Here is a 21,295-nt window from a genome sequence, read left to right on the forward strand (position 1 = left end):
GTTTTTTATCTGATAAAATCTATTTCGCCCTTACTTTTTTAAACGGTCTAATAATCAAACGTGCCTCGCGATCAAAGCGAATGTAGTTATAGACCCAATTGATAAAGACCACTACCCTATTTCTAAAACCAATTAGAAAATACAGGTGTACGAACATCCAAACAAACCATGCAAAAACACCCTGGAACTTGAATTTGGGTAAATCTACCACGGCTTTATTTCTACCAACGGTGGCCATACTCCCCTTATCTTTATAAATGAACGGTTTTAACGGTTTATTCTCAACAGCTCTGATCAAATTCTCTCCCAAGTTTTCTCCTTGTTGCATTGCAGGCTGTGCCATCATGGGATGTCCGTGTGGAAAGGCTTCGGTTTCCATTTTGGCAACATCGCCTATGGCAAAGATTTCTTTAAAACCTTCAACTTGGTTGTATTGGTTTACTTTCAATCTGTTTCCTCTGCAAAGGAGCTCATTTGCATTCAATCCCTCAATGTTGGCTGCTTTAACACCCGCCGCCCAAACCAAGGTGGCCGATTCAAAAGAAGTATCTGTATTTGTAGAAATATGTATTCCATCATAATCCGTTACCCGAATGTTCTTCCAAACATTAACACCAAGGCTTTCCAAAAAATGTTCGGCCTTGCGCGAAGCTATCTCGCTCATAGCCGGTAAAATTCTATCGCTGCCCTGTACCAGGTTTATCTGTGCCCTTCGGGTATCCAAATCTGGGTAATCCTTGGGGAGAATCCCTTTTTTAATCTCTGCCAATGCACCGGCCAGTTCAACTCCTGTAGGACCACCACCAACGATGACAAAATTCATTAAAGCGTCTCTTTCATGCAGATCATCCGTTAAAAGTGCTTGTTCAAAATTTTCCAGAATCAGACTTCGTAAATTCAAGGATTGTGGGACCGTTTTCATGGCCATTCCCTTTTCTTCTATATTTTTATTTCCGAAGTAATTTGTTTGCGAACCGGTTGCTACAACCAAATAGTCATACCCAATTTCTCCAATATTGGTGCGCAGCTTCCTCTTATCCGTATCAATGTGTAAAACTTCGGCCAATCGAAAATAAAAGTTAGGATAACCTTGCAGCACTTTTCGAATTGGATATGCAATGGAATCTGGCTCCAACCCACCTGTAGAAACCTGATATAAGAGCGGTTGAAAAGTGTGATAGTTGTGCTTGTCCAACAAAACTACCTGAACCTCTTTTTTACTTAATTTTTTAGCAAGTGCTATACCTCCAAAACCACCACCAATGATGATAATTCTTGGAAAACTGGACTGTGGAATATTCATTGTTGACATTCCTGCAAAATTAGACATTAGCAATTACTAGTCCTATTTTACTTTTATATTTACCGTTGTATTTTAAAAATAAATTCGCTTTTTGTAACAAAAGTCATTTTACCTGTACAAATAGAGTAAACTTACCAACCAATAGTGAATAAAGAACTGGAACATCGTTTTGTAACGGAGCTTGAGAACAATCAGAATATTGTTCACAAAGTGTGTACGTTATACACTAACGATAAGGATTCGCACAACGACCTGTTCCAAGAAATCACGATTCAACTATGGAAAGCCTATCCGAAATTTCGGGGAGATGCAAAATTCAGCACTTGGATGTACCGAGTAGCCTTGAATACAGCCATAACACTTTACAGAAAATCAAAAAGACGTGTACAAACACAAGATTACGACTCGGTAATTTTTAAAATTAAGACCGACGAATATGATGATACAGAAGAAAAGCAGTTAAAGTTAATGTACAAGGCAGTAAGGCAACTTGGCGATATTGATAAAGCCTTGGTCTTTTTGTATTTGGAAGATAAAGATTATGCAGAAATATCAGAGACTTTGGGAATAACCGAAGTAAATGCGCGAGTGAAAATGAATAGAGTTAAAAATAAATTAAGAACCATACTAAATCCTTGATGTATGACGGATGAACTGGAACTCTTAAAAAAAGATTGGCAGAATAAAGAAGATCATCTTCCCAAGCTGTCGTATGACGAAATCTATAAGATGATTTGGAAAAAATCATCTTCAATTGTAAAATGGATATTTTATATCAGCCTTATAGAGTTTGTATTCTGGGCCGGAATAAATATCATATTCAGTGACCCGGAATCTATGCAGGAGCTAAAAGCAATGCATATTTACAATGTAATGATGGTACTGAATTTTATTAATTATGCGGTCATTTTATATTTCATTTATAAGTTCTACAAGAATTACAAGAAAATTTCTTTCACGGATTCTTCCAAAAAATTGATGAAGACCATACTGGATGTCAAAAAAACAGTGACACAATATGTTTGGTTCAATCTTATAATTTTTACCGTTACCCTAATTATAAGTATTTATGGTGTATTTATATATGGTCCGGAAGGAAAGAAGATTATTGAATCTGCCACTCAAGAGGGAAACGAAACAATGTTTTGGTTTATGATAATTCTAATATCAATACTGTTCACAGCAATTTTATTGGTTTTGATATGGTTATTCTACAAACTGCTTTATGGAATTCTTTTAAAAAGACTTAAGCAAAACTATAACGAGCTAAAAAAACTGGAAGTTTAATCCCCTTTGTAACTGTATCTTCTCTTTTGGTGCTCTTCTTCATAAGCAGCAAGTTCCTGTTCAGAAATAACCTTTAAAAAAGAAGGGTGTTGCTCAATGGCATATTCCAGTTTTTCTAAAATGGCCTCAATAGATTCATTTTCATAGTCAATTTCAAGAGGTGCCTTAATATGCATGGACTGAAGTATTCCCTTCTTTTTTACCCGTAGTCCCTTTTTATCAAAAGAACGTCTAAAACCATCAATGACCACAGGCACAACAACGGGTTTGTATCTTTTAATAATATGTGCTGTTCCCTTGCGTAGAGGCTTCCATGGTGTCGTTGTTCCTTGAGGGAAAGTGATTACCCATCCATCTTCCAAAGCCATTGCTATATTGCTTATATCGCTAAATTTAACCTGTCTGTTCACATCCTGTCCATCTGCCCTCCAGGTTCTTTCAATACTGATGGAACCGGCATAGGCCAATATTTTGGCAATCAAGCTTTGCTTCATTGTTTCCTTCGCCGCTACGTAATAGATGTTAAGTTTGGGATTCCAGAGGTAGCCCATATTCCGTATGGAATTGTCCCTTCCTTTTAAACTGGCATTGAAAACATGGAACATGGCCACAACATCGGCAAAATACGTTTGGTGATTGCTAACAAAAAGGACATTGGTATCCGGTAAGTCTCTAAGGACTTGAGACCCCTCAATTTCCAATGTATTAAATCCCTTGTACCGTTGGTGGGTCATCATCCCAGCAATGCGAATCAACCATCGCTTTAAGAATAAAATATGCCCAAAAGGATTTTCTTTAAATAGCCCCATATAGTATCTGTTGCGGGCTAATTTACAAAATAGGGATTAAAGCACTTGTTCTAAAAGCTCTTTGATTTCGCTCATCATCATTGCGGTAGCTCCCCAAACTGTATAACCGTTTAATTTGTAGGCGGGTACATTAATGTTTTTAGCATACGATGTGCTCAAATTTTCTTCAATAAAATTCGAATTATCCAAAAAATCGCGTAAATACACCTCAACCAAAGCCTCCACTTCACTCTCTTGTAGTACAAATCGTTGCGGATTTGAATACATTCCAATAAAGGGTTGTACCATAAAATTACTTGGGGGTATATATACTTCACTGAGCTCTTTTACAACTTCAATAGACTCTGGCCTTACCCCAACTTCTTCGTGTGTTTCGCGCAGAGCCGTTTCCAAAAGATCTTTATCCTGTTCTTCCACTTTACCTCCGGGAAACCCAATTTGATTGGAGTGCACACCCTCATACGTCTTGCGCAGAATAAGAAGCAATTTGGTGTGTTGATGCATATCTGGATAAAAAAGAGCCATTACCCCTGCCCTTCTGGGGTTTCTTTTTTTTATATCATTAGATTTTAACCACTGCTCCCGCATAGCTGGAGACATTTTATGATGCGAATCTGCCCCGGGAAGTGGTAGATTTTTTATTTTTAGAGCTTGTTGATAAAATTCCTTAAAATCCATGTTTTTCAAACAATCGGCTTTCACCACAAGTATACTATTATTTTTTCTAGTCTCTTGTGGGGAATCACCCAAAAAAAATAATGCGGTAGCTCAAAAACCCACCATAAAGTTGGATTCGGTTCCCGAAGAAACCAAAACTCCAGATGCTGAGCCTGAAGAAAAAGAGGTGGCATTTGTGCTCAACGAAGAAAATGCAATTGATTTCTTTTTCAATTATGCAAAAGACCTAAAAGAAGACAAGGTACGATTGACTACCAGCATGGGCAGTTTTACTGTCCAACTTTTTGATAATGTGCCTTACCATAAGGCAAACTTTATCTATTTATCCCGAAAGGGGTATTTTGATAATACACAGTTCCATCGTGTGGTGAAGAATTTTATTATTCAAGGTGGTAATTCTGATGATAAGGAAACTTCCAAGAAAAGACGATTGATTGGACGTTACCTTCTTCCTCCAGATGGAAAAAAGGGACACAAACATCACAGAGGGGTCATTTCAATGCCAAGCAGTGAACGCGACAATCCCCATAAACTGGCATCGCCTTACGAATTTTTCATTGTGGTGACCAAACCGGGCTCCTATCATTTGGATGGTTCCTATACTCCTTTTGGTAAAGTCATTGAGGGAATGGATGTAGTGGATGCCATTAATAATGTTCCGGTTGGTGACGGGGATTGGCCTTGGCAAAACATATATATTCTTAAGACAGAAGTGCTATAATCAACCTTCCTTTTTGTAAATATTTGGCAATCGTATTCCAAACCGGACAGCCAAAAGCCTTATGGTTATTACAATAAAAATTGCTGCCAGGTATGCATAACTTTCCTCAATTGGAAGCTGGGTAAATAAAAAGTAACTGGCCCCTCCCAAGATACAGGCTGTAGCATAAATCTCTTTTCTAAAGATCACAGGTATCTCATTGCACAGAATGTCTCTTATAACTCCACCAAAACTAGCAGTTATAGTTCCCAGGGTCACACACATAATGGGTGAAAGCTCGGCAAGCAAACCCTTTTCTATTCCCACCATCGTGTAGAGGCCAATCCCAATAGTATCGAAAAGAAACAATGATTTTCTTACATATCTTAATTGATTGACAAAAACAATCCCCAAAACAACAGTAATGAAAATAGTTGAAACATAGGTTAAATCCCGCATCCAAACAACTGGGGTGTTACCGATGAGCAAATCACGTAAGGTTCCCCCTCCTATTGCAGTAACAAATGCGATGATAAGCACTCCGAACAAATCCAATCGTTTCTCCATGGCCACCAGTACTCCGGAAATAGCAAAGGCAACAGTACCTAAAATATCTATGGTTTGGTAAAACATGCTTACATTTTTTGGGTGTAGTAGTTGTAATCCTTCAGAACTGTATCCAAAAACTGAACGTCATATAATGTGGAGTTCGTGTTTAAAATACTTTCAACCTTAACCCTAAGTGCTGTAAGTGTTTTAAAATCATTGCTTTTTCTTGCAATTCGAAAGGTGTCTTTTATAAGTCTCACATCTTTATCCGTAAGTAGGGTTACGTTGGTGAATTGAGGGACATAGGCTTCATTTACTTCCTCTAGAATAGTGTGGGACACCTTGGTCTTGTTTTTAGTACTGATAACAACCGTTCCCGCCGCTGCATCTCCAACGCGTTGTCTTCTTTCGGAAAAAAGTATGGACAGAATACCTATGGAGCCTAAAAATATCCAAATATCAACCAGTCGAAGCATCCACCGAACCAAATAATTACTCCAATGCACTGGCGTGCCATCCAATCGGACAACTCGCATTTTAAGAAGCATTTTTCCCACGGTTCTTCCATTAAAAATGCTATGCATTAATAAAGAATAGAACATAGCAGGTAAAAAAATGAACGCTGCCAACCCTCTTTGTGTCCATGTATCTTCATAAATATAGCCAAGGGCATCACTTATTATGTTGACAAGAAACGCATACATATAGAGAATGAGTCCATCAATCAAAAACGCCACTATTCTTTCGCCAATGCTTACAATTTTATAATCTAGGTTAACATTTTGCGTTGTATTGATTTGGAGGTTACCCATATAACAGTAATTTTAGCCTTACGAATATCTTATTTTATGCGCGAAGCGGCCTTTGTAAAACAAAATAAGGAAAAATGGATAGCATTTGAAAAAGCTATTTCATTTAGTTCCAAAACCAATCCAGATGTTCTAGTAGATGGCTACATTCAGCTAACCAATGACCTATCGTATGCGCAAACATATTACGCGGAAAGCAAGACTTTATTGTATTTAAATTCTTTGACATCTCAGGCGCACCAAAAAATTTACAAGAACAAAAAGGAATCGGGCAACAGAATAATAAGCTTCTGGAAACATGAATTTCCTTTATTCTTTAAACAATATCATAGTACATTGGGTGTAGCTTTTTTGATTTTCTCCTTGGCTTCCGCCATTGGATGTATTTCCGCTTTGAATGATTCCACCTTTGTACGCTTGATTCTGGGAGATGGTTATGTAAATGAAACCCTAAACAACATTGCTAATGGTGAGCCAACGGCAATTTATAAAAGTGGAAGTGAGATAGGAACTTTTTTGGGGATAACCATTAACAATATTAGAGTTGCGTTTTTGGCATTTGCTTTTGGCGTAATTACTAGCATCGGAACTGTCTATATTCTTTTTAGCAATGGGGTCATGTTAGGAGCGTTTATTACATTTTTTTATACAAAAGGTGTTTTTTTTGAGGCAAACAAGCAGATTTGGTTGCACGGTACCATTGAAATATCAGTAATCATAATTGCAGGCTGTGCCGGTCTTATCATGGGGAACAGTATTTTGTTTCCTAAAACATTTTCTAGGCGTGTTTCCTTTATGAAAGGTGCAAAAGATGGATTAAAGGTTGTGGTGAGCACAATTCCATTTTTTATAATCGCAGGTTTTATAGAAGGGTTTATTACACGTTATTCCAGCATGCCAAATTGGTTGGCCTTTGCAATAATTGGCCTCTCTTTTTTATTAATAGTTTTTTACTACATCCTATATCCAATTTTAGTAAACAAATCATATGAAGGACAACTACATAGAACTTAGGGTAAACCATGATTTTGGTGATATCCTCACCACCTATTTTGATTTTTTAAAACAGAACATAAAGAAGTTCACCAATGTCTTTATCAGTTATAATGGAATTTTTCTAATTGGTTTGTTGATTACAAGCTACCTATTGGTCTCTGGATTTATAGGACTTATTGCTGCTGAAGGTGGATTTTCTGGAAGTAGTATAGGTCAGAGCAATGAAGACACTTATTGGATTTATATTGTTTCCGGTGGCATTTTGTTCTTTGTGATTTTAATATTAGTCGCGGGGCTAAACTTTAGTTTAAGCTCATCCTATTTAGTGCAGTATGAAAAATCAAAAGGACTAAACTTTGATAAAAAAGAGGTGTGGAACCTTACCAAAAGTAAACTAGGCAGTACCTTGGTTTTCATCTTACTCCTCTTTCCCATCTACGGGGTGTTTTTTGTTATCGTACTGATTACTGCTTTTATTCCCTTGGTAGGTTTGTTTGCACAATATATTCTTCAATTTTCCCTTGCTGCTTGGATCGGAGTTTCTTTTTTCAGTATGTTGGAACAAGATAAAGGTGTTATGGATGCTTTTGGTGAAGGCTGGAAGCTGGTGAACAAAAATTTTTGGAAATCTGTTGGGGTAAACTTTATTCTTGGCCTGTTAAATGGGCTTCTTCTTTTCATCGTACTAATTATTCCAGTTATTATATTGGGTGTTTACACTTTTCATGTTGTTGAGAATAATGTTGATGTTGGAAGTTCTATAGTATCTACTATTATATATACACTTGGACTTTGCCTATTGCTAATTTTATCCATCTATGGACAATGTCTCTCCCAAATTGTGAATGGTATTCTTTTTTATACGCTTCACGAGAAAACCTATAACTTGAACACAAGAAGTAAAATAGAGCAAATAGGACAATCTAACCAGTGATAAGAACCATCTTCTATTTATTTTCTTTGTTGTGGATATCCACAGCATTCTCCCAAAATGATTCTATAGTTATCCCTATAGATGAAAACTCAATGCTACAAGAGCGCAAAATGTATGAGGACTTAAAAGAGAAGTATACTGGAGATGAGTTTAATTATGAAACAAATACTGGGGAGTCCCAAAATCTACTGGCTCGTTTTTTAAAATGGCTTTTTCAAGGCATTGGTGATGCCATAGGAATAAATATCCCCCCAAATATTCTTCAAATACTTGAATATATCATTTATGGCCTAATGGGTTTATTGGTTATTTACCTTTTGGTAAGGGTGCTCATCAATGAAAAATTTAATTCCATATTCTCAAAAAAAGTGACATCCATTGTAGATATTGACCTATCGGAACATCATATAGAAGCTATAGATTTGGACGCCTTAATGAGTTCCGCCCTAAAAAACAAAGACTATCGGCTTGCCATTCGCTATCAATATTTAAAAATCCTAAAACTACTATCCAAAAAAGAAATTATTGAATGGCATTTTGATAAGACCAATATGGATTATGAACTTGAGATTGGAGAACCTCAACTAAGAAACGAGTTTAAAAAGGTTTCTTATCTGTATGAATATATCTGGTACGGTGAGCAACGCATTGATGAGACAGTTTACTCAAATGCAAGCTCTAGGTTTATCCAATTAAACAAAACAATATTGCAATAATTACTATGGATAGAAAGTCTAAAATAGTATTGCTTGTCTTTTCCCTCGTGGTTGTTGGCATTATTGTGGCAGAAATTGTTAGACCCAAACCAATAAATTGGAGACCTTCCTATACAGCAACTTCCAAAATACCGTTTGGCTGCTATGTGCTGTATACTGAATTGGCTACTATTTTTGATAATAGCGATATCACTACAGTTGAAGAAAGCGTTTATGACATCCTTGTGGAAAGAGATAAATCTATAAAGTCCAACTATCTATTTATCAACCAATATATTAACCTTGATAAGCAGGAAACTAACCAGATGTTGGATTACGTAAGCGAAGGAAATACGATTTTTATTGCTGCAGCTGGTTTTGGCAGCTATTTATCCGATACGCTAAACATCAATATAAACTCCGATTATAACTTAAAAGAAGGTTCAACTAAACTAAGTCTTACGCACAAAGAATTTCAATCTGAAGAATTTGAACTCTCTCGTGGAATTTACAATACCCATTTCACCAGTGTAGATTCAACAAACACCACGATTCTTGGGCATATTACATATCTAAAAGAGGACTTTCTTGATGACCAACCGACCCAAAGCCATAAAAGAGCTAATTTCATAAAAACAAAATTTGGAAATGGCCACTTCATTCTAAACACAACTCCGCAGGCGTATTCCAATTTTTATATACTAAATGGAAATCAAGATTATGTTTCCCACACCTTTTCATATGTAAAGGACAGGGACATTTTTTATTGGGACAATTATAAAAAAGCGGGACGCGCGGTCATCAATTCACCAATGCGCTTTGTTTTAAACCAACCAGCACTTAAATGGGCCTATTATTTAATGGTTATGGGAGTTCTGCTCTTTGTTTTCTTTAAAAGTAAAAGAGAGCAACGAATTATTCCGGTGAATGAACCATTAAAAAACTCATCTGTTGAATTTGCCCAAGCTGTGGGTTCATTGTATAATCAAAATAAAGATTTCACAGATTTAATCCATAAAAAACTCAATTATTTTCTAGAGCACCTAAGAAGTAATTTTCATATTGATACGTCAACACTGAATGAAAAAACAATTCAAGTTTTAGCCTCCAAATCAGGAAAGGGAATGGACGAAACCAAAAGTTTGATAAACTATATCATTACATTAAAAAACAAAACAACGCATACCGAACAGGATAGCATAGAACTAAATAAAAAAATAACCGCCTTTAAGCAATAATAGTATGGAAGAAAAAGAACAACAAGGGGATTCGCTACAGTTTGATTCAAGAGTAGATTTAACCAAACTGCAAGAGGCCGTAGCCCAAATAAAATCGGAATTGGGAAAAGTAATCATTGGCCAACAAAATATGATTGAACTGCTTATTGTTTCAATTCTTTCCAATGGTCATTCCCTAATAGAAGGTGTTCCTGGCGTGGCAAAAACGGTTACTGCAAAACTGTTGGCAAAAACCATGAATGTAGATTTTAGTCGTATTCAGTTTACACCAGATTTAATGCCCAGTGATATTTTGGGAACTTCAATTTTTAATGTAAAAACTTCTGAGTTTGAATTTAAGAAAGGCCCACTGTTTTCCAATATCATCCTAATTGATGAAATCAACCGTGCTCCTGCCAAAACCCAGGCCGCACTTTTTGAAGCCATGGAGGAAAGGCAAATTACCATTGATGGAACGCAATATGATATGGAGCCCCCATTTTTGGTCTTCGCCACCCAAAACCCTGTGGAACAAGAGGGTACTTACAGATTGCCCGAAGCCCAATTGGACCGTTTTCTTTTCAAAATCAATGTGCACTACCCCACCCTTGAAGAAGAGGTGGAAATTCTTGAAAGAAAACATGAACAGAAGAATGCCCAAATAGAAAAATTGATTACTTCCGTATTATCGGCCAAGCAAATAGCTGAATATCAAAATACCATAAAAGAGATCATTGCAGAAAAAAACCTTATAAAATACATTGCTGCAATCGTGGACAATACCAGAGCCAATGCCAATCTTTTCCTTGGAGCATCGCCAAGGGCTTCCATTGCAATTATGGATGCTTCTAAAGCGTTGGCTGCCATAAATGGACGCGATTTTATTACACCCGATGATATTAAAAAAGTTGCAACACCAATCCTAGCACACAGAATTATATTAACGCCAGAAAGAGAGATGGAAGGATTGACAGCGGAACAGGTAGTTAAACAGATAATAGAAAGTATAGAGGTTCCCAGATAAAACAATACCATCCTTGAAAAGACTCTTTAAACATATCTACTTGCAAAAACGCTTTTTTATAGTGATTTCCATCATTGTTTTTGCCTTTTTGCTCTCCTATATGGCAGAAGATATGTTTGGTGCCGTTAAGATATTATTTTATGTTTTTTCACTTTTATTTATAGTTGATGTGGTATTGCTATTTGCTTCAAAAGGTAAATTAAAGGGGCAACGCGTCTTGCCAGACAAACTTTCCAATGGAGATGAGAACTTAATTCAGCTGGAATTAACCAACAGTTACCTTTTTCCGGTCAGTGTTAAGATAATTGACGAAATCCCATTCCAATTTCAAAAAAGGGATTTTGGCCTGACCAGCAAAATACAAAGTGGTGGAAGCAAGAGCTATGATTATATACTCAGGCCAACAGAACGCGGTGTCTATTCTTTTGGCAGCTTGAATCTATTTGCTAGCTCCCCTATTGGTTTTCTTGCACGAAAATATGCATTCAACATAAACCAAGAAGTACCTGTATATCCCTCCTTTCTTCAACTTCAAAAATATGACCTGATTGCTTTTACGAACCGTTTGCACGAATTCGGCCTAAAAAAAATTAGACGTATTGGCCATACCATGGAATTTGAGCAAATTAAGGAATATGTGCAGGGGGATGATATTAGAAACATTAATTGGAAAGCAACGGCCAAAAGGAACCAATTAATGGTGAACCAATATCAAGATGAAAAATCGCAACCCATATACTCCGTCATTGATAAAGGAAGAGTTATGAAAATGCCCTTCAATGAGCTAAGTCTTCTGGATTATGCCATAAATGCGACATTGGTCATTAGTAACATCGCATTAAAAAAACAGGATAAAGCGGGTATGTTTTCATTTAGTGACAAAATTGAAAACCGCGTTGTTGCAGAACATAGAAGTTCACAAATGAACCTGATTCTGGAAACACTTTATAACTTGGAAACTGACTTCATAGAAAGTGATTTTAGTAGACTGTATGTTGATGTCAAAAGAAACCTGAACCAAAGAAGTCTTTTACTGCTCTACACAAATTTTGAGACATTGGATGCTCTTCACAGACAATTGCCATATCTACAGGCTATTGCCAAACAACACCTTCTGGTAGTCATCTTTTTTGAAAATACGGAACTCACCACATTCGCCGGTAAAAAAGCGGAGACCGTTCATCAAATTTTCGAACAGACCATTGCTGAAAAATTTATTTACGAGAAAAAGTTAATTGTAAATGAACTTAGAAAGTATGGTATACAAACCATCTTGACTAAACCAGAAAATCTTACTATAAATACCATTAACAAATACTTGGAAATAAAGGCAAGGGGGTTGATCTAAACTTTCCTAATGAGAGAGGGTATTCTTTAAATAGGTTGATGAAAATCCGAATGAGGTTAAGCTTGGAAGTCCATCCCCTTCAATCAAAAGAATCTCATCTTTTACATTCACCAGAAAATCATCTTCTATGTGCTCTGTAGTAAAACTTCCTCTTAGTCGTTTATTACGTTTTTTTGAAAAGACCTCAATAACAACCCCCACAGTAATACCTCCCAAAATCGTTGCTGCCAAATCATCATTGTCCCAGCCATTTTCTCGCTGACTAGCATCCACGGTTTCTTTAGCCAAGCCAATTAGTGTACTTCCTGCTACGGCTCCAACAAACGTCCAAACTCTATTTCCATCAGTGGCCTGCTTGGCTATTCCTGCTCCTGCCAGGCCAAAAAGATTTCCACCCAAAAAATGAAGTGCCTTATCACGTTCTATTTGGCCATAGAGTTGCGATGCAATTACAAATAACACTAATGTGGGGATTAGCTTTTTCATGTGCGCGGTAAATGTAAAGAAAGTAGATTGTTTTAAAAACTTTTCACGGCTTCTTTGGCTTTGCCAAACTCTTGCATCAAATCTTTTACGATTTCGGATGCAGGTTTAATCTCATTGATTAACCCGGATACCTGTCCAATCTCTAGTTCTCCTTCAACAAGGTCTCCCTCAAACATACCGCGCTTGGCTCTTGCCCTACCCAGTAAAATCTTTAAATCTTCTGTTGAAGCCCCGGCAGCATAGGCACGTTGAACATCGTCGTAAAATTTGTTTTTGAGCAAACGCACTGGCGCCAATTCTTTTAAAGTTAGGTGGGTGTCCCCCTCTTTAGCCGCTACTATTTCTTCTTTGAACAAATCATGTGATGAGCCTTCAACACTTGCGGCAAAACGACTACCCAACTGAACGCCATCTGCTCCTAAAACCATCGCGGCCATCATTGCCTGGCCAGTAGCAATTCCTCCTGCAGCAATCAAAGGAATATTAATCTTTTCTTTTACCGAAGGAATCAACACCATGGTTGTGGTTTCATCCCTTCCGTTATGTCCACCAGCTTCAAATCCTTCCGCGACAACAGCATCAACTCCAGCATCCTGTGCTTTTAAGGCAAATTTTACGCTACTGACCACATGCACCACTGTAACTCCATATTTCTTTAGAAACGCTGTCCATGTTTTTGGGTTTCCGGCAGAAGTAAAAACAATTTTTAAGCCACTACTGACAATGATGTCCATCAACTCCTCAATATTAGGATACAACATTGGAACATTGACCCCAAAAGGTTTGTTAGTAGCTTTTTTGCATTTAGCTATATGTTCTTTCAGCACGTCGGGATACATACTTCCAGCACCAAGCAGTCCAAGGCCACCAGCATTGGAAACCGCAGATGTCAAGCGCCAACCACTGGTCCAAATCATACCACCTTGAACAATGGGATACTTAATTCCAAAAAGTTGCGTAATTCTGTTTTGTTCCATGCTTATGAAATGACTCCTGAGCCAATAAGTTCGTCGGCGATGTACCAGGCCACAAACTGACCTTCGGTAATGGCCGATTGTTTTTCTTTAAAGTCCACATAAAGACCACTATCTGTTTTATACAAAGTAGCCTGTTGCAGGGGTTGCCTATATCTGATTCTGGCCATAACTTCCATTGTCTCATCGACCCTTAAGGCTAAGTCCTTTCTAACCCAGTGTAATTCATTATCATTCACAAACAAGGTATGGCGTAACAAACCAGGATGAGATTTCCCTTGACCCGTGTAGATAATATTTTTTTCAACATCAGTATCAATTACAAATAAGGGCTCTTTGGTTCCCCCAACATTCAATCCTTTTCGTTGACCAATGGTAAAATAATGCGCTCCTTGATGCTCCCCCACCACTTTTCCGTCTGTTTTAGAATAGGTTGGTTTTTCGGCATAAAATGCTAACTCTGCATCCTTGTTTTCAAATTTGGGCACAATAGTGGTAAAAAGAGATGCTGTATGCGGAACCTCCACAATAACACCCTTTTTAGGTTTTAGCTTTTGCTGTAAAAATTCTGGAAGATGCACTTTTCCGATAAAACACAATCCTTGCGAATCCTTTTTATCAGCTGTAATCAAATCATTATCTGATGCTATTTTTCTTACCTCTGGCTTAGTTAACTCACCAATGGGAAACAAAGTCCTTGAAAGTTGTTCTTGTGATAACTGGCACAGGAAGTACGATTGGTCCTTATTAGTATCAACTCCAGCCAAGAGTTGATACGTTTTGGTCCCATCATCATTGTGTATAATGCCCTTTCTACAATAGTGCCCTGTGGCAACATAATCTGCCCCTAACTGCAATGAAATTTTCAGGAACACATCAAACTTTATTTCCCGGTTGCAAAGTACATCAGGGTTTGGTGTGCGTCCTCTTTCATACTCATGAAACATATAATCCACGATACGCTCCTTGTATTCAATACTCAAATCCACTGTTTGAAATGGGATTCCAAGTTTTTCAGCCACAATCAACGCATCATTACTATCCTCTACCCAGGGACATTCTTCGGAAATAATTACAGAATCATCGTGCCAATTCTTCATGAAAAGACCAATTACCTCATAACCTTGCTCTTTTAAAAGATAGGCTGTGACGCTTGAATCCACTCCCCCTGAAAGTCCAACGACAACTTTTTTCATCACTCAAAATTTGACACTGCAAAAATACAAAATGACCCTCATTTAAACTAAAGGTCATCCTCGATGGAAGATATATGAAAACCGTATCAAGAAATGTGCTGATAAAAATCCATACCTACTATTTATAACTAAACTCCAAATAGTGTAATAAAATTATTTGATTAGGTTTTTTAAAAAAAAATTAAACAATATTATTAAAAATAAATTGTTAGTCAGAAACTAAATCATACCCTCAAAGCTGAAATTACATCCAACGTAAAACCAGTATACTAATTCAAAAAAGTATATATATTTCTGAAAAAATCATTTTTTACATAAATAACAATGTGATTTTATGTTTTTTCTTCATTTATTCCACTATTTCAATAGATAGGAATCCTTGTAAAACCTAGGCTATTTTTTCGTTTTGTTAAAGTTTTTATAAAAAATAATAAACAAAACGCAACTTTTTTTGTTTAACTTCATCTTTGTTGTGTTAAACAATTAAAATCTTAAAAATTCAATCTTATGAAAGCACTAATTAACTTATCTAAAATTACTTTATTGATTTTCGCATTTATTTTTACATCCTGTTCGGATGATGACAACGACCCTATTCCTCCAGTAGAAGGTGACAACATTGTAGAAACCGCTATTGACACTGCAGACCTAAGCAGCTTGGTAAGTGCATTACAAAAGGCTGATGAAAGCGCCAACAATGATTTAGTTAGTGCTTTAAGCGGAGATGGCCCTTTCACGGTATTCGCACCTACCAATGCTGCCTTTGCAGATTTGTTCGCCCAGTTGGACGGGTTTAGTTCCTTGAACGATTTTAGTACAGAAGCACTACAAGATGTTCTGGCCACTATCTTAAAGTACCATGTTATTTCTGGAACAGCAGCTCTTTCAACTGACCTTACAAATGGTCAGACCCTAACTACATTGCAAGGATCTACAGTAGAAGTTTCTACAGACGGTGGTGTCTTTATTTCAGATGCGACCAGTTCGGATGCGGAAGTTACAGCTGCCAATGTTGAAACTGAAAATGGTGTGGTACACATTATAAACAAAGTATTGCTTCCTCAAGCAATTTTGGACGAGTTGGCAGACATAATCTTATTACCTATCACAGATTTGGCATTGGGTAATGAAAATCTTCAAAGCTTGGTAGCTGCGTTGACAGCCGCAAATGGAGACTTACCAACTGTATTAAGAGGAGACGGTCCTTTTACTGTATTTGCACCAACAGATGCTGCCTTCACCACCTTTTTAGATGGTGCAGAACTTGGAGACATTCCAGTTGAAACACTTACAAACGTACTGTTGAACCATGTAATCAGTGCAGAGTTATATGAAGGTGACTTGAATATGATGGGTTCCGGTTATGCTAATACTCTTGCAGTTGGAGCTGGTGACCAGAATATAAGTATTTATTTTGATGCTATGGATGGCGTTACACTCAATGGAGTTTCAACAGTAGATGCCGCAGATGTTAAAGCCTTAAATGGAGTGGTTCACGTGGTCGATGCTGTTATCGACGTACCAAACATAGTAGACCATGCAGTGGCAAATCCAAACCTTACTTCTTTGGTAGCTGCTTTGACTGATGGTGGCAATACAACATTCACCGATCTTCTTTCAGATGATCAACAAGACTTTACCGTTTTTGCTCCAGTCAACACAGCGTTTGATGCATTTACCAATCCAAACTCAAATGACATAAACGCTATACTTGCAAATCATGTGATTGCTGGTGCTGCGGCATTCTCTGGTGGGTTGAGCAATTCATACGAAAAAACAGTTGCTGAATTTGATACTGATGAAAACTTAAGTCTATATATTAACACTGATGATGATAAAGTTACATTGAACGGAGTTAGTGAGGTTGCTATTGCTGATATTGTGGCATCCAACGGCGTAATACATGCGGTTGATGCAGTTATCGATTTACCAACCGTTGTAACATTCGCCGTGGCAGACCCTACATTTGCTCCTCTTGTGGAAGCACTTACCACTGCAACACCAGGTACTGATTTTGTAGACATTCTAAGTGCAGCTGGTCCATTCACAGTCTTCGCACCTACTAGTACAGCATTCCAAGCCTTGTTAGACAGTAATATGGATTGGACAACAGTGGACGATATTGAAGAAGGTTTATTGACATCTGTATTACAACATCATGTTGCAAATGGAAACACGCGATCTGGAGACCTAACTCCTGATGGAAATACCGTAGCTCCTACCCTAGAAGGTGATAACATCACAATAACACTTCCTGGAACCGGTGAAAATATCGCAGATGTTACCGATGGTTCAGGAAATATGGGTATTGGAATTGATGCTGTAGATGTACAAGCTATAAATGGAGTTATCCATGTATTGGATGGTGTTTTAATTCCGGACACAACAAACTAAGGTTTAAAAAATCTTTATTTTGTAGGATAAATATTATTAATAAATCCGATGAATTGTAGTTCATCGGATTTATTTTTTTAGAGACTTTTACCGTTCATCGATGACACATCAAAAGAGGTCTCTTTACCATACAAAAACAACCTCTTTGACAACTAATAATTTTTTAAGGAGGTATTTAGCCACATCTTTGAAGTCCCAAATCTTTCCAAACTATACCTAATCATTGGTAAAAGCTCCCCCAGTTTAAGGGGGAGTTTTTTCTTTTTAGAAGTTTGCTTTAGCGTTTTCCAGTTTTCTTTTGATTTTCCGCTTGTTCCATCATCTCGCGCATTTTTTTCTGGAACTTGTTTTCCTTTTTCGGCTTCTTTTTATTTTCTTGAATTTGGGCATGTATCTTATCCTCGTCCAAAATATAATTTTTGATTGCCAACATAATAAAGATGGTAATCAAATTGGAAACGAAATAATACAAACTCAAGCCACTCGCATAGTTGTTAAAGAAGAACAACATCATTAAGGGTGATAGGTACATGATAAACTTCATGTTGGGCATGCCAGGTTGTTGCTGCATCTGCATACTCTGTCCCGTAGTCATAGTCATATAGAAAAAGATGGCCACAGATGCCAAAATTGGAAAAAGACTCACGTGATCACCATAAAAAGGAATGGCAAATGGTAAATTAAAAATGGTATCGTAAGAAGATAAATCCTCTGCCCATAAAAATGACTTTTGGCGCAAAGCAAAAGAAGTCGGGAAAAACATGAACAAGGAGTAAAAAATCGGCAGTTGCAACAATGCAGGTATACAGCCGCTCATTGGACTAACCCCCGCTTTGTTATAAAGCTTCATGGTTTCCTGCTGCTTTTTCATGGCATTGTCCTTTAAACGCTCATTGATTTCCGTAATCTCTGGCTTCAATACTTTCATCTTAGCCTGAGATAAATACGACTTATAGGTGACTGGCGAAAGTGCCAAACGTACAATGATGGTCATTACAACAATGGCTAAACCAAAAGGTAGGAACGAACTTAAGAAAGTATAAAATGGAGTGAAAACATATCGGTTTATCCATCCAAAAATCCCCCAGCCAAAAGGTATGGATTCAACCAAGCCCAAATCTGTATAATTTTCAAGAACTTTTACATCCGTTGGGCCATAATACCAATGCATGTTTTGAGAAAACTCTCCTCCTTGTAATTCAAGGGCAGTTTTGGTAGAATATGCTTTTGTAAACAATGTTTCCTTGCTTTCTTCTTCCACTAAATTTGTAGAACTTAGATCAGCACTCTTAAAATGAGTGTCCGTTGCCAAAATTGAACTAAAAAAATGCTGGCGATAGGATAGCCATTTTATATCCGTTTCCGTTTCTTCATCAAAATCACTACTCTCAGAGAGTTTACTGATTTTACCTTCCTCATGATTATAGGTCAAACGGGTATAGCGATTTTCATACAGGACGCTCTTGTCATGTCTGATTCCTTTTAAATCCCATTTCAAATCTACAGGCCTACTTGAATTAATAACCCCATTCAACCCTTGGGAACGAATTGTGAAATCCACCAAATAATCATTTGGCTTCATTTCATATCTATATTCTAAAAATTGATTGTTGGAGATTTTGGCTTTCATTGAAAGCACTTGATTATCACCACTATTTGATAATGTGGGTTCAAAAAATAAATCCAACGTATTTAAAACCCTATTGTCCGAAGTAGAAAAATTGATTCCAAATGTGGCATTGGCATCTTTGACCAAATATATAGGAACAGAATCATGGTCTACAAAATTCTTCATCTTGGCTTCCACAATTTGACCACCTTTATTATCAACTTCTAAATACAGTACATCGTTCTCTAATTTTGTGGTGCCGGGCGAGGCATTTGTAAAACCAAAAGCCCCAACGGAACTCTTATAGCTTGCCACTGCGGTAGAGTCTGATAAGTTGATAGGTGCTGGCTTTATGGGTTCAGAAGAAATAGCTTCCTTAACCTGATTGGTTTCACCCTCTATTTTTTCTTGTTCTACTTTTTGAGCTTCCAGCTCTTCTGGGGTAGGTTGATTTGTATAGAACATAAAAATGAGTATCCCAAAAATCAATACAAAACCAATAATGGAATTGATATCCAGTTTCTTTTCTTCCATGAAAGTTATTTAGTGAAAATCTTTATCTCCGCTTTTCAGGTGGCAAATATATGTCCAAAACTGGAGTTTATGCCAAACTGGCATTACTTTGTTCTTGTTTTTGAACTAAAACCGCCTTTACAAAACCAACAAACAATGGATGAGGGTTTGCAACTGTACTTTGATACTCTGGGTGATACTGTACTCCAACAAACCAAGGATGGGAAGGGATTTCGATAACCTCAACCAACCCAGTCTTTGGGTTTAGTCCTGAAGCATTTAGACCAGCTTCCTCCATTTCGGACCTATAATCATTATTATATTCAAAACGGTGTCTGTGGCGTTCGGATATTTCAGTCTTTCCATAAATCTCATTTGCAAGACTTCCTTCTTTTAACTCACAATCCCAAGCTCCAAGTCGCATGGTTCCTCCCATATTTGTTACTAACTTCTGCTCTTCCATTAAATTAATGACAGGATTTGCTGTCTGTTGGTCCATCTCGGTAGAGTTGGCATTTTCATACCCCAAGACATTGCGTGCAAATTCTATGACGGCCATTTGCATTCCCAAACAAATCCCTAAAAATGGAATCTTGTTCTCCCTTGCATAACGTACAGCCTCAATTTTTCCTTCAATACCACGTTCACCAAAACCAGGAGCAACCAAAATACCATCCAGTCCCTTTAATTTGGAATCAACATTTTTGGCAGAAATGTGTTCGGAATGAATCGACTTCACATTCACCTTAACCTCATTGGCAGCGCCGGCATGTATAAAGGATTCTAAAATGGATTTGTACGAATCCTGAAGTTCAACATATTTTCCAACAAGCCCAATAGTAACAGTATGTTTTGGATTCTTGTGTTTCTTTAAAAATTGTTTCCATAATTCAAGGTCAGGTTTTGCTTCTTTGGACAAAGCCAATTTTTCCAAAGCTACCTTATCCAACCCTTCCTCCTGCATTAGCATAGGAACGTCATATATTGTTGATGCGTCAATTGACTGAATTACCGCTTCTTGTTTTACATTACAGAAAAGGGCCAATTTTTTCTTGATATCATCAGATATTTCGTGTTCAGTCCTACAGACTAGAATATCGGCTTTAATACCGCTTTCCATCAAAGTTTTGACAGAATGCTGTGTTGGCTTGGTCTTTAATTCACCTGCCGCGGACAAAAACGGAACCAAGGTGAGATGGATTACCATTCCATTATTATCACCTAATTCCCATAAAAGTTGTCTAACAGATTCTATATATGGTAAAGATTCAATATCACCAACAGTACCACCGATCTCGGTAATTACGATATCATAATCCCCACTGTTCCCTAATATCTGAATGCGTTGTTTTATTTCATTGGTAATATGCGGAACAACTTGCACCGTTTTACCCAAAAACTCTCCTCTACGTTCTTTCTCAATAACGCTCTGGTATATTCTACCTGTGGTTACATTGTTTGCTTGTGAAGTGCGAACGTTTAAAAAACGCTCATAATGCCCTAAATCCAAATCGGTTTCTGCACCATCTTCCGTAACATAACACTCTCCATGTTCATAGGGGTTTAGCGTACCTGGATCTACGTTAATATAGGGATCTAACTTTTGTATGGTAGTTCGGTACCCTCTGGCTTGTAGTAATTTGGCCAAGGATGCAGCGATAATTCCCTTTCCTAAAGAAGAAGTAACGCCCCCCGTAACGAAAATGTACTTGGTCTGTGACATATTTGGGATTTCTATTACGGGGTGTAAAGTTACAAATTGCCAATGGAAAGA

General features: G+C 37.4%; 20 protein-coding genes. 10 read left to right on the forward strand and 10 right to left on the reverse strand.

Annotated features, from left to right (window positions below):
- Positions 1 to 19: 19 nt before the first annotated feature.
- Positions 20 to 1,303 (reverse strand): NAD(P)/FAD-dependent oxidoreductase, encoded by a 1,284-nt coding sequence (locus tag AAY42_RS05830; protein ID WP_055393264.1) that lies wholly within the window; start codon positions 1,301 to 1,303, stop codon positions 20 to 22.
- 144 nt (positions 1,304 to 1,447) lie between these two features.
- Here AAY42_RS05830 and AAY42_RS05835 point away from each other — a divergent pair, with 144 nt between their 5' ends.
- Both AAY42_RS05835 and AAY42_RS05840 read left to right on the forward strand, forming a co-directional pair.
- Positions 1,448 to 1,942, forward strand: coding sequence for an RNA polymerase sigma factor (locus AAY42_RS05835; RefSeq protein WP_055393266.1), 495 nt, complete (start codon positions 1,448 to 1,450; stop codon positions 1,940 to 1,942).
- A 3-nt stretch (positions 1,943 to 1,945) separates the two neighbouring features.
- Positions 1,946 to 2,590: a hypothetical protein gene (locus AAY42_RS05840; protein ID WP_055393268.1), complete on the forward strand. Its 645-nt coding sequence runs from the start codon at positions 1,946 to 1,948 to the stop codon at positions 2,588 to 2,590.
- Here the strand turns inward: AAY42_RS05840 and AAY42_RS05845 are convergent.
- Both AAY42_RS05845 and AAY42_RS05850 read right to left on the reverse strand, forming a co-directional pair.
- The gene (locus AAY42_RS05845) at positions 2,587 to 3,399 is read right to left on the reverse strand and encodes a lysophospholipid acyltransferase family protein (RefSeq protein WP_055393270.1); all 813 of its coding nucleotides are present in this window, start codon (positions 3,397 to 3,399) and stop codon (positions 2,587 to 2,589) included. The genes AAY42_RS05840 and AAY42_RS05845 overlap by 4 nt on opposite strands.
- 36 nt (positions 3,400 to 3,435) lie before the next feature.
- Positions 3,436 to 4,077 (reverse strand): NUDIX hydrolase, encoded by a 642-nt coding sequence (locus AAY42_RS05850; RefSeq protein ID WP_055393272.1) that lies wholly within the window; start codon positions 4,075 to 4,077, stop codon positions 3,436 to 3,438.
- On the opposite strand from AAY42_RS05850, the gene AAY42_RS05855 reads away from it, so the two are divergent.
- Positions 4,076 to 4,798 carry a peptidylprolyl isomerase gene (locus tag AAY42_RS05855; protein ID WP_055393274.1) on the forward strand — a complete coding sequence of 241 codons (723 nt, stop codon included), beginning with the start codon at positions 4,076 to 4,078 and terminating at the stop codon, positions 4,796 to 4,798. The two genes, AAY42_RS05850 and AAY42_RS05855, sit on opposite strands and share 2 nt — an antisense overlap.
- On the opposite strand, the gene AAY42_RS05860 is transcribed toward AAY42_RS05855, so the two are convergent.
- Together AAY42_RS05860 and AAY42_RS05865 are read right to left on the reverse strand one after the other, a co-directional pair.
- The gene (locus AAY42_RS05860) at positions 4,799 to 5,410 is read right to left on the reverse strand and encodes a trimeric intracellular cation channel family protein (protein ID WP_055393276.1); all 612 of its coding nucleotides are present in this window, start codon (positions 5,408 to 5,410) and stop codon (positions 4,799 to 4,801) included.
- 2 nt (positions 5,411 to 5,412) lie between these two features.
- Positions 5,413 to 6,138 (reverse strand): RDD family protein, encoded by a 726-nt coding sequence (locus AAY42_RS05865; RefSeq protein ID WP_055393277.1) that lies wholly within the window; start codon positions 6,136 to 6,138, stop codon positions 5,413 to 5,415.
- A 36-nt stretch (positions 6,139 to 6,174) separates the two neighbouring features.
- Between AAY42_RS05865 and AAY42_RS05870 the strand changes: the two genes are divergently transcribed.
- From AAY42_RS05870 to AAY42_RS05895, 6 genes are read left to right on the forward strand one after another with little or no spacing between them, the layout of a single operon-like run.
- Complete coding sequence (locus AAY42_RS05870; protein WP_055393280.1) at positions 6,175 to 7,149, forward strand: stage II sporulation protein M; 975 nt, start codon at positions 6,175 to 6,177, stop codon at positions 7,147 to 7,149.
- Positions 7,124 to 8,065 (forward strand): hypothetical protein, encoded by a 942-nt coding sequence (locus AAY42_RS05875; protein ID WP_055393282.1) that lies wholly within the window; start codon positions 7,124 to 7,126, stop codon positions 8,063 to 8,065. Before AAY42_RS05870 ends, AAY42_RS05875 begins: the two co-directional genes overlap by 26 nt.
- Complete coding sequence (locus tag AAY42_RS05880) at positions 8,062 to 8,781, forward strand: hypothetical protein (RefSeq protein WP_139063662.1); 720 nt, start codon at positions 8,062 to 8,064, stop codon at positions 8,779 to 8,781. The genes AAY42_RS05875 and AAY42_RS05880 overlap by 4 nt, the downstream gene beginning before the upstream one ends.
- A gap of 5 nt (positions 8,782 to 8,786) precedes the next feature.
- Entirely contained in the window at positions 8,787 to 9,998 is a 1,212-nt protein-coding gene (locus AAY42_RS05885) for a DUF4350 domain-containing protein (protein WP_055393286.1), read from the forward strand.
- A 4-nt stretch (positions 9,999 to 10,002) separates the two neighbouring features.
- Positions 10,003 to 11,001: an AAA family ATPase gene (locus AAY42_RS05890; RefSeq protein ID WP_055393288.1), complete on the forward strand. Its 999-nt coding sequence runs from the start codon at positions 10,003 to 10,005 to the stop codon at positions 10,999 to 11,001.
- A gap of 40 nt (positions 11,002 to 11,041) precedes the next feature.
- Positions 11,042 to 12,349: a DUF58 domain-containing protein gene (locus AAY42_RS05895; protein ID WP_245625596.1), complete on the forward strand. Its 1,308-nt coding sequence runs from the start codon at positions 11,042 to 11,044 to the stop codon at positions 12,347 to 12,349.
- 6 nt (positions 12,350 to 12,355) lie between these two features.
- On the opposite strand, the gene AAY42_RS05900 is transcribed toward AAY42_RS05895, so the two are convergent.
- The 3 genes from AAY42_RS05900 to mnmA are packed head-to-tail and all read right to left on the reverse strand — an operon-like array spanning position 12,356 to position 15,005.
- Positions 12,356 to 12,835 (reverse strand): YfiM family lipoprotein, encoded by a 480-nt coding sequence (locus tag AAY42_RS05900; RefSeq protein ID WP_175288734.1) that lies wholly within the window; start codon positions 12,833 to 12,835, stop codon positions 12,356 to 12,358.
- A gap of 32 nt (positions 12,836 to 12,867) precedes the next feature.
- Entirely contained in the window at positions 12,868 to 13,812 is a 945-nt protein-coding gene (locus AAY42_RS05905; RefSeq protein WP_055393292.1) for an NAD(P)H-dependent flavin oxidoreductase, read from the reverse strand.
- A 2-nt stretch (positions 13,813 to 13,814) separates the two neighbouring features.
- The gene (gene mnmA / locus AAY42_RS05910) at positions 13,815 to 15,005 is read right to left on the reverse strand and encodes a tRNA 2-thiouridine(34) synthase MnmA (RefSeq protein WP_055393294.1); all 1,191 of its coding nucleotides are present in this window, start codon (positions 15,003 to 15,005) and stop codon (positions 13,815 to 13,817) included.
- A gap of 507 nt (positions 15,006 to 15,512) precedes the next feature.
- Between mnmA and AAY42_RS05915 the strand changes: the two genes are divergently transcribed.
- Positions 15,513 to 17,399: a fasciclin domain-containing protein gene (locus AAY42_RS05915; RefSeq protein WP_055393296.1), complete on the forward strand. Its 1,887-nt coding sequence runs from the start codon at positions 15,513 to 15,515 to the stop codon at positions 17,397 to 17,399.
- 277 nt (positions 17,400 to 17,676) lie between these two features.
- Here AAY42_RS05915 and yidC read toward each other — a convergent pair whose 3' ends face one another.
- Positions 17,677 to 19,542, reverse strand: a complete 1,866-nt coding sequence (yidC, locus tag AAY42_RS05920; protein ID WP_055393298.1) for a membrane protein insertase YidC — start codon at positions 19,540 to 19,542, stop codon at positions 17,677 to 17,679.
- Positions 19,543 to 19,609: 67 nt separating this feature from the next.
- Positions 19,610 to 21,244: a CTP synthase gene (locus AAY42_RS05925; protein ID WP_055393301.1), complete on the reverse strand. Its 1,635-nt coding sequence runs from the start codon at positions 21,242 to 21,244 to the stop codon at positions 19,610 to 19,612.
- Positions 21,245 to 21,295 lie beyond the last annotated feature (51 nt).

It is taken from the genome of Flagellimonas eckloniae (assembly GCF_001413955.1).
Lineage (GTDB): Bacteria > Bacteroidota > Bacteroidia > Flavobacteriales > Flavobacteriaceae > Flagellimonas > Flagellimonas eckloniae.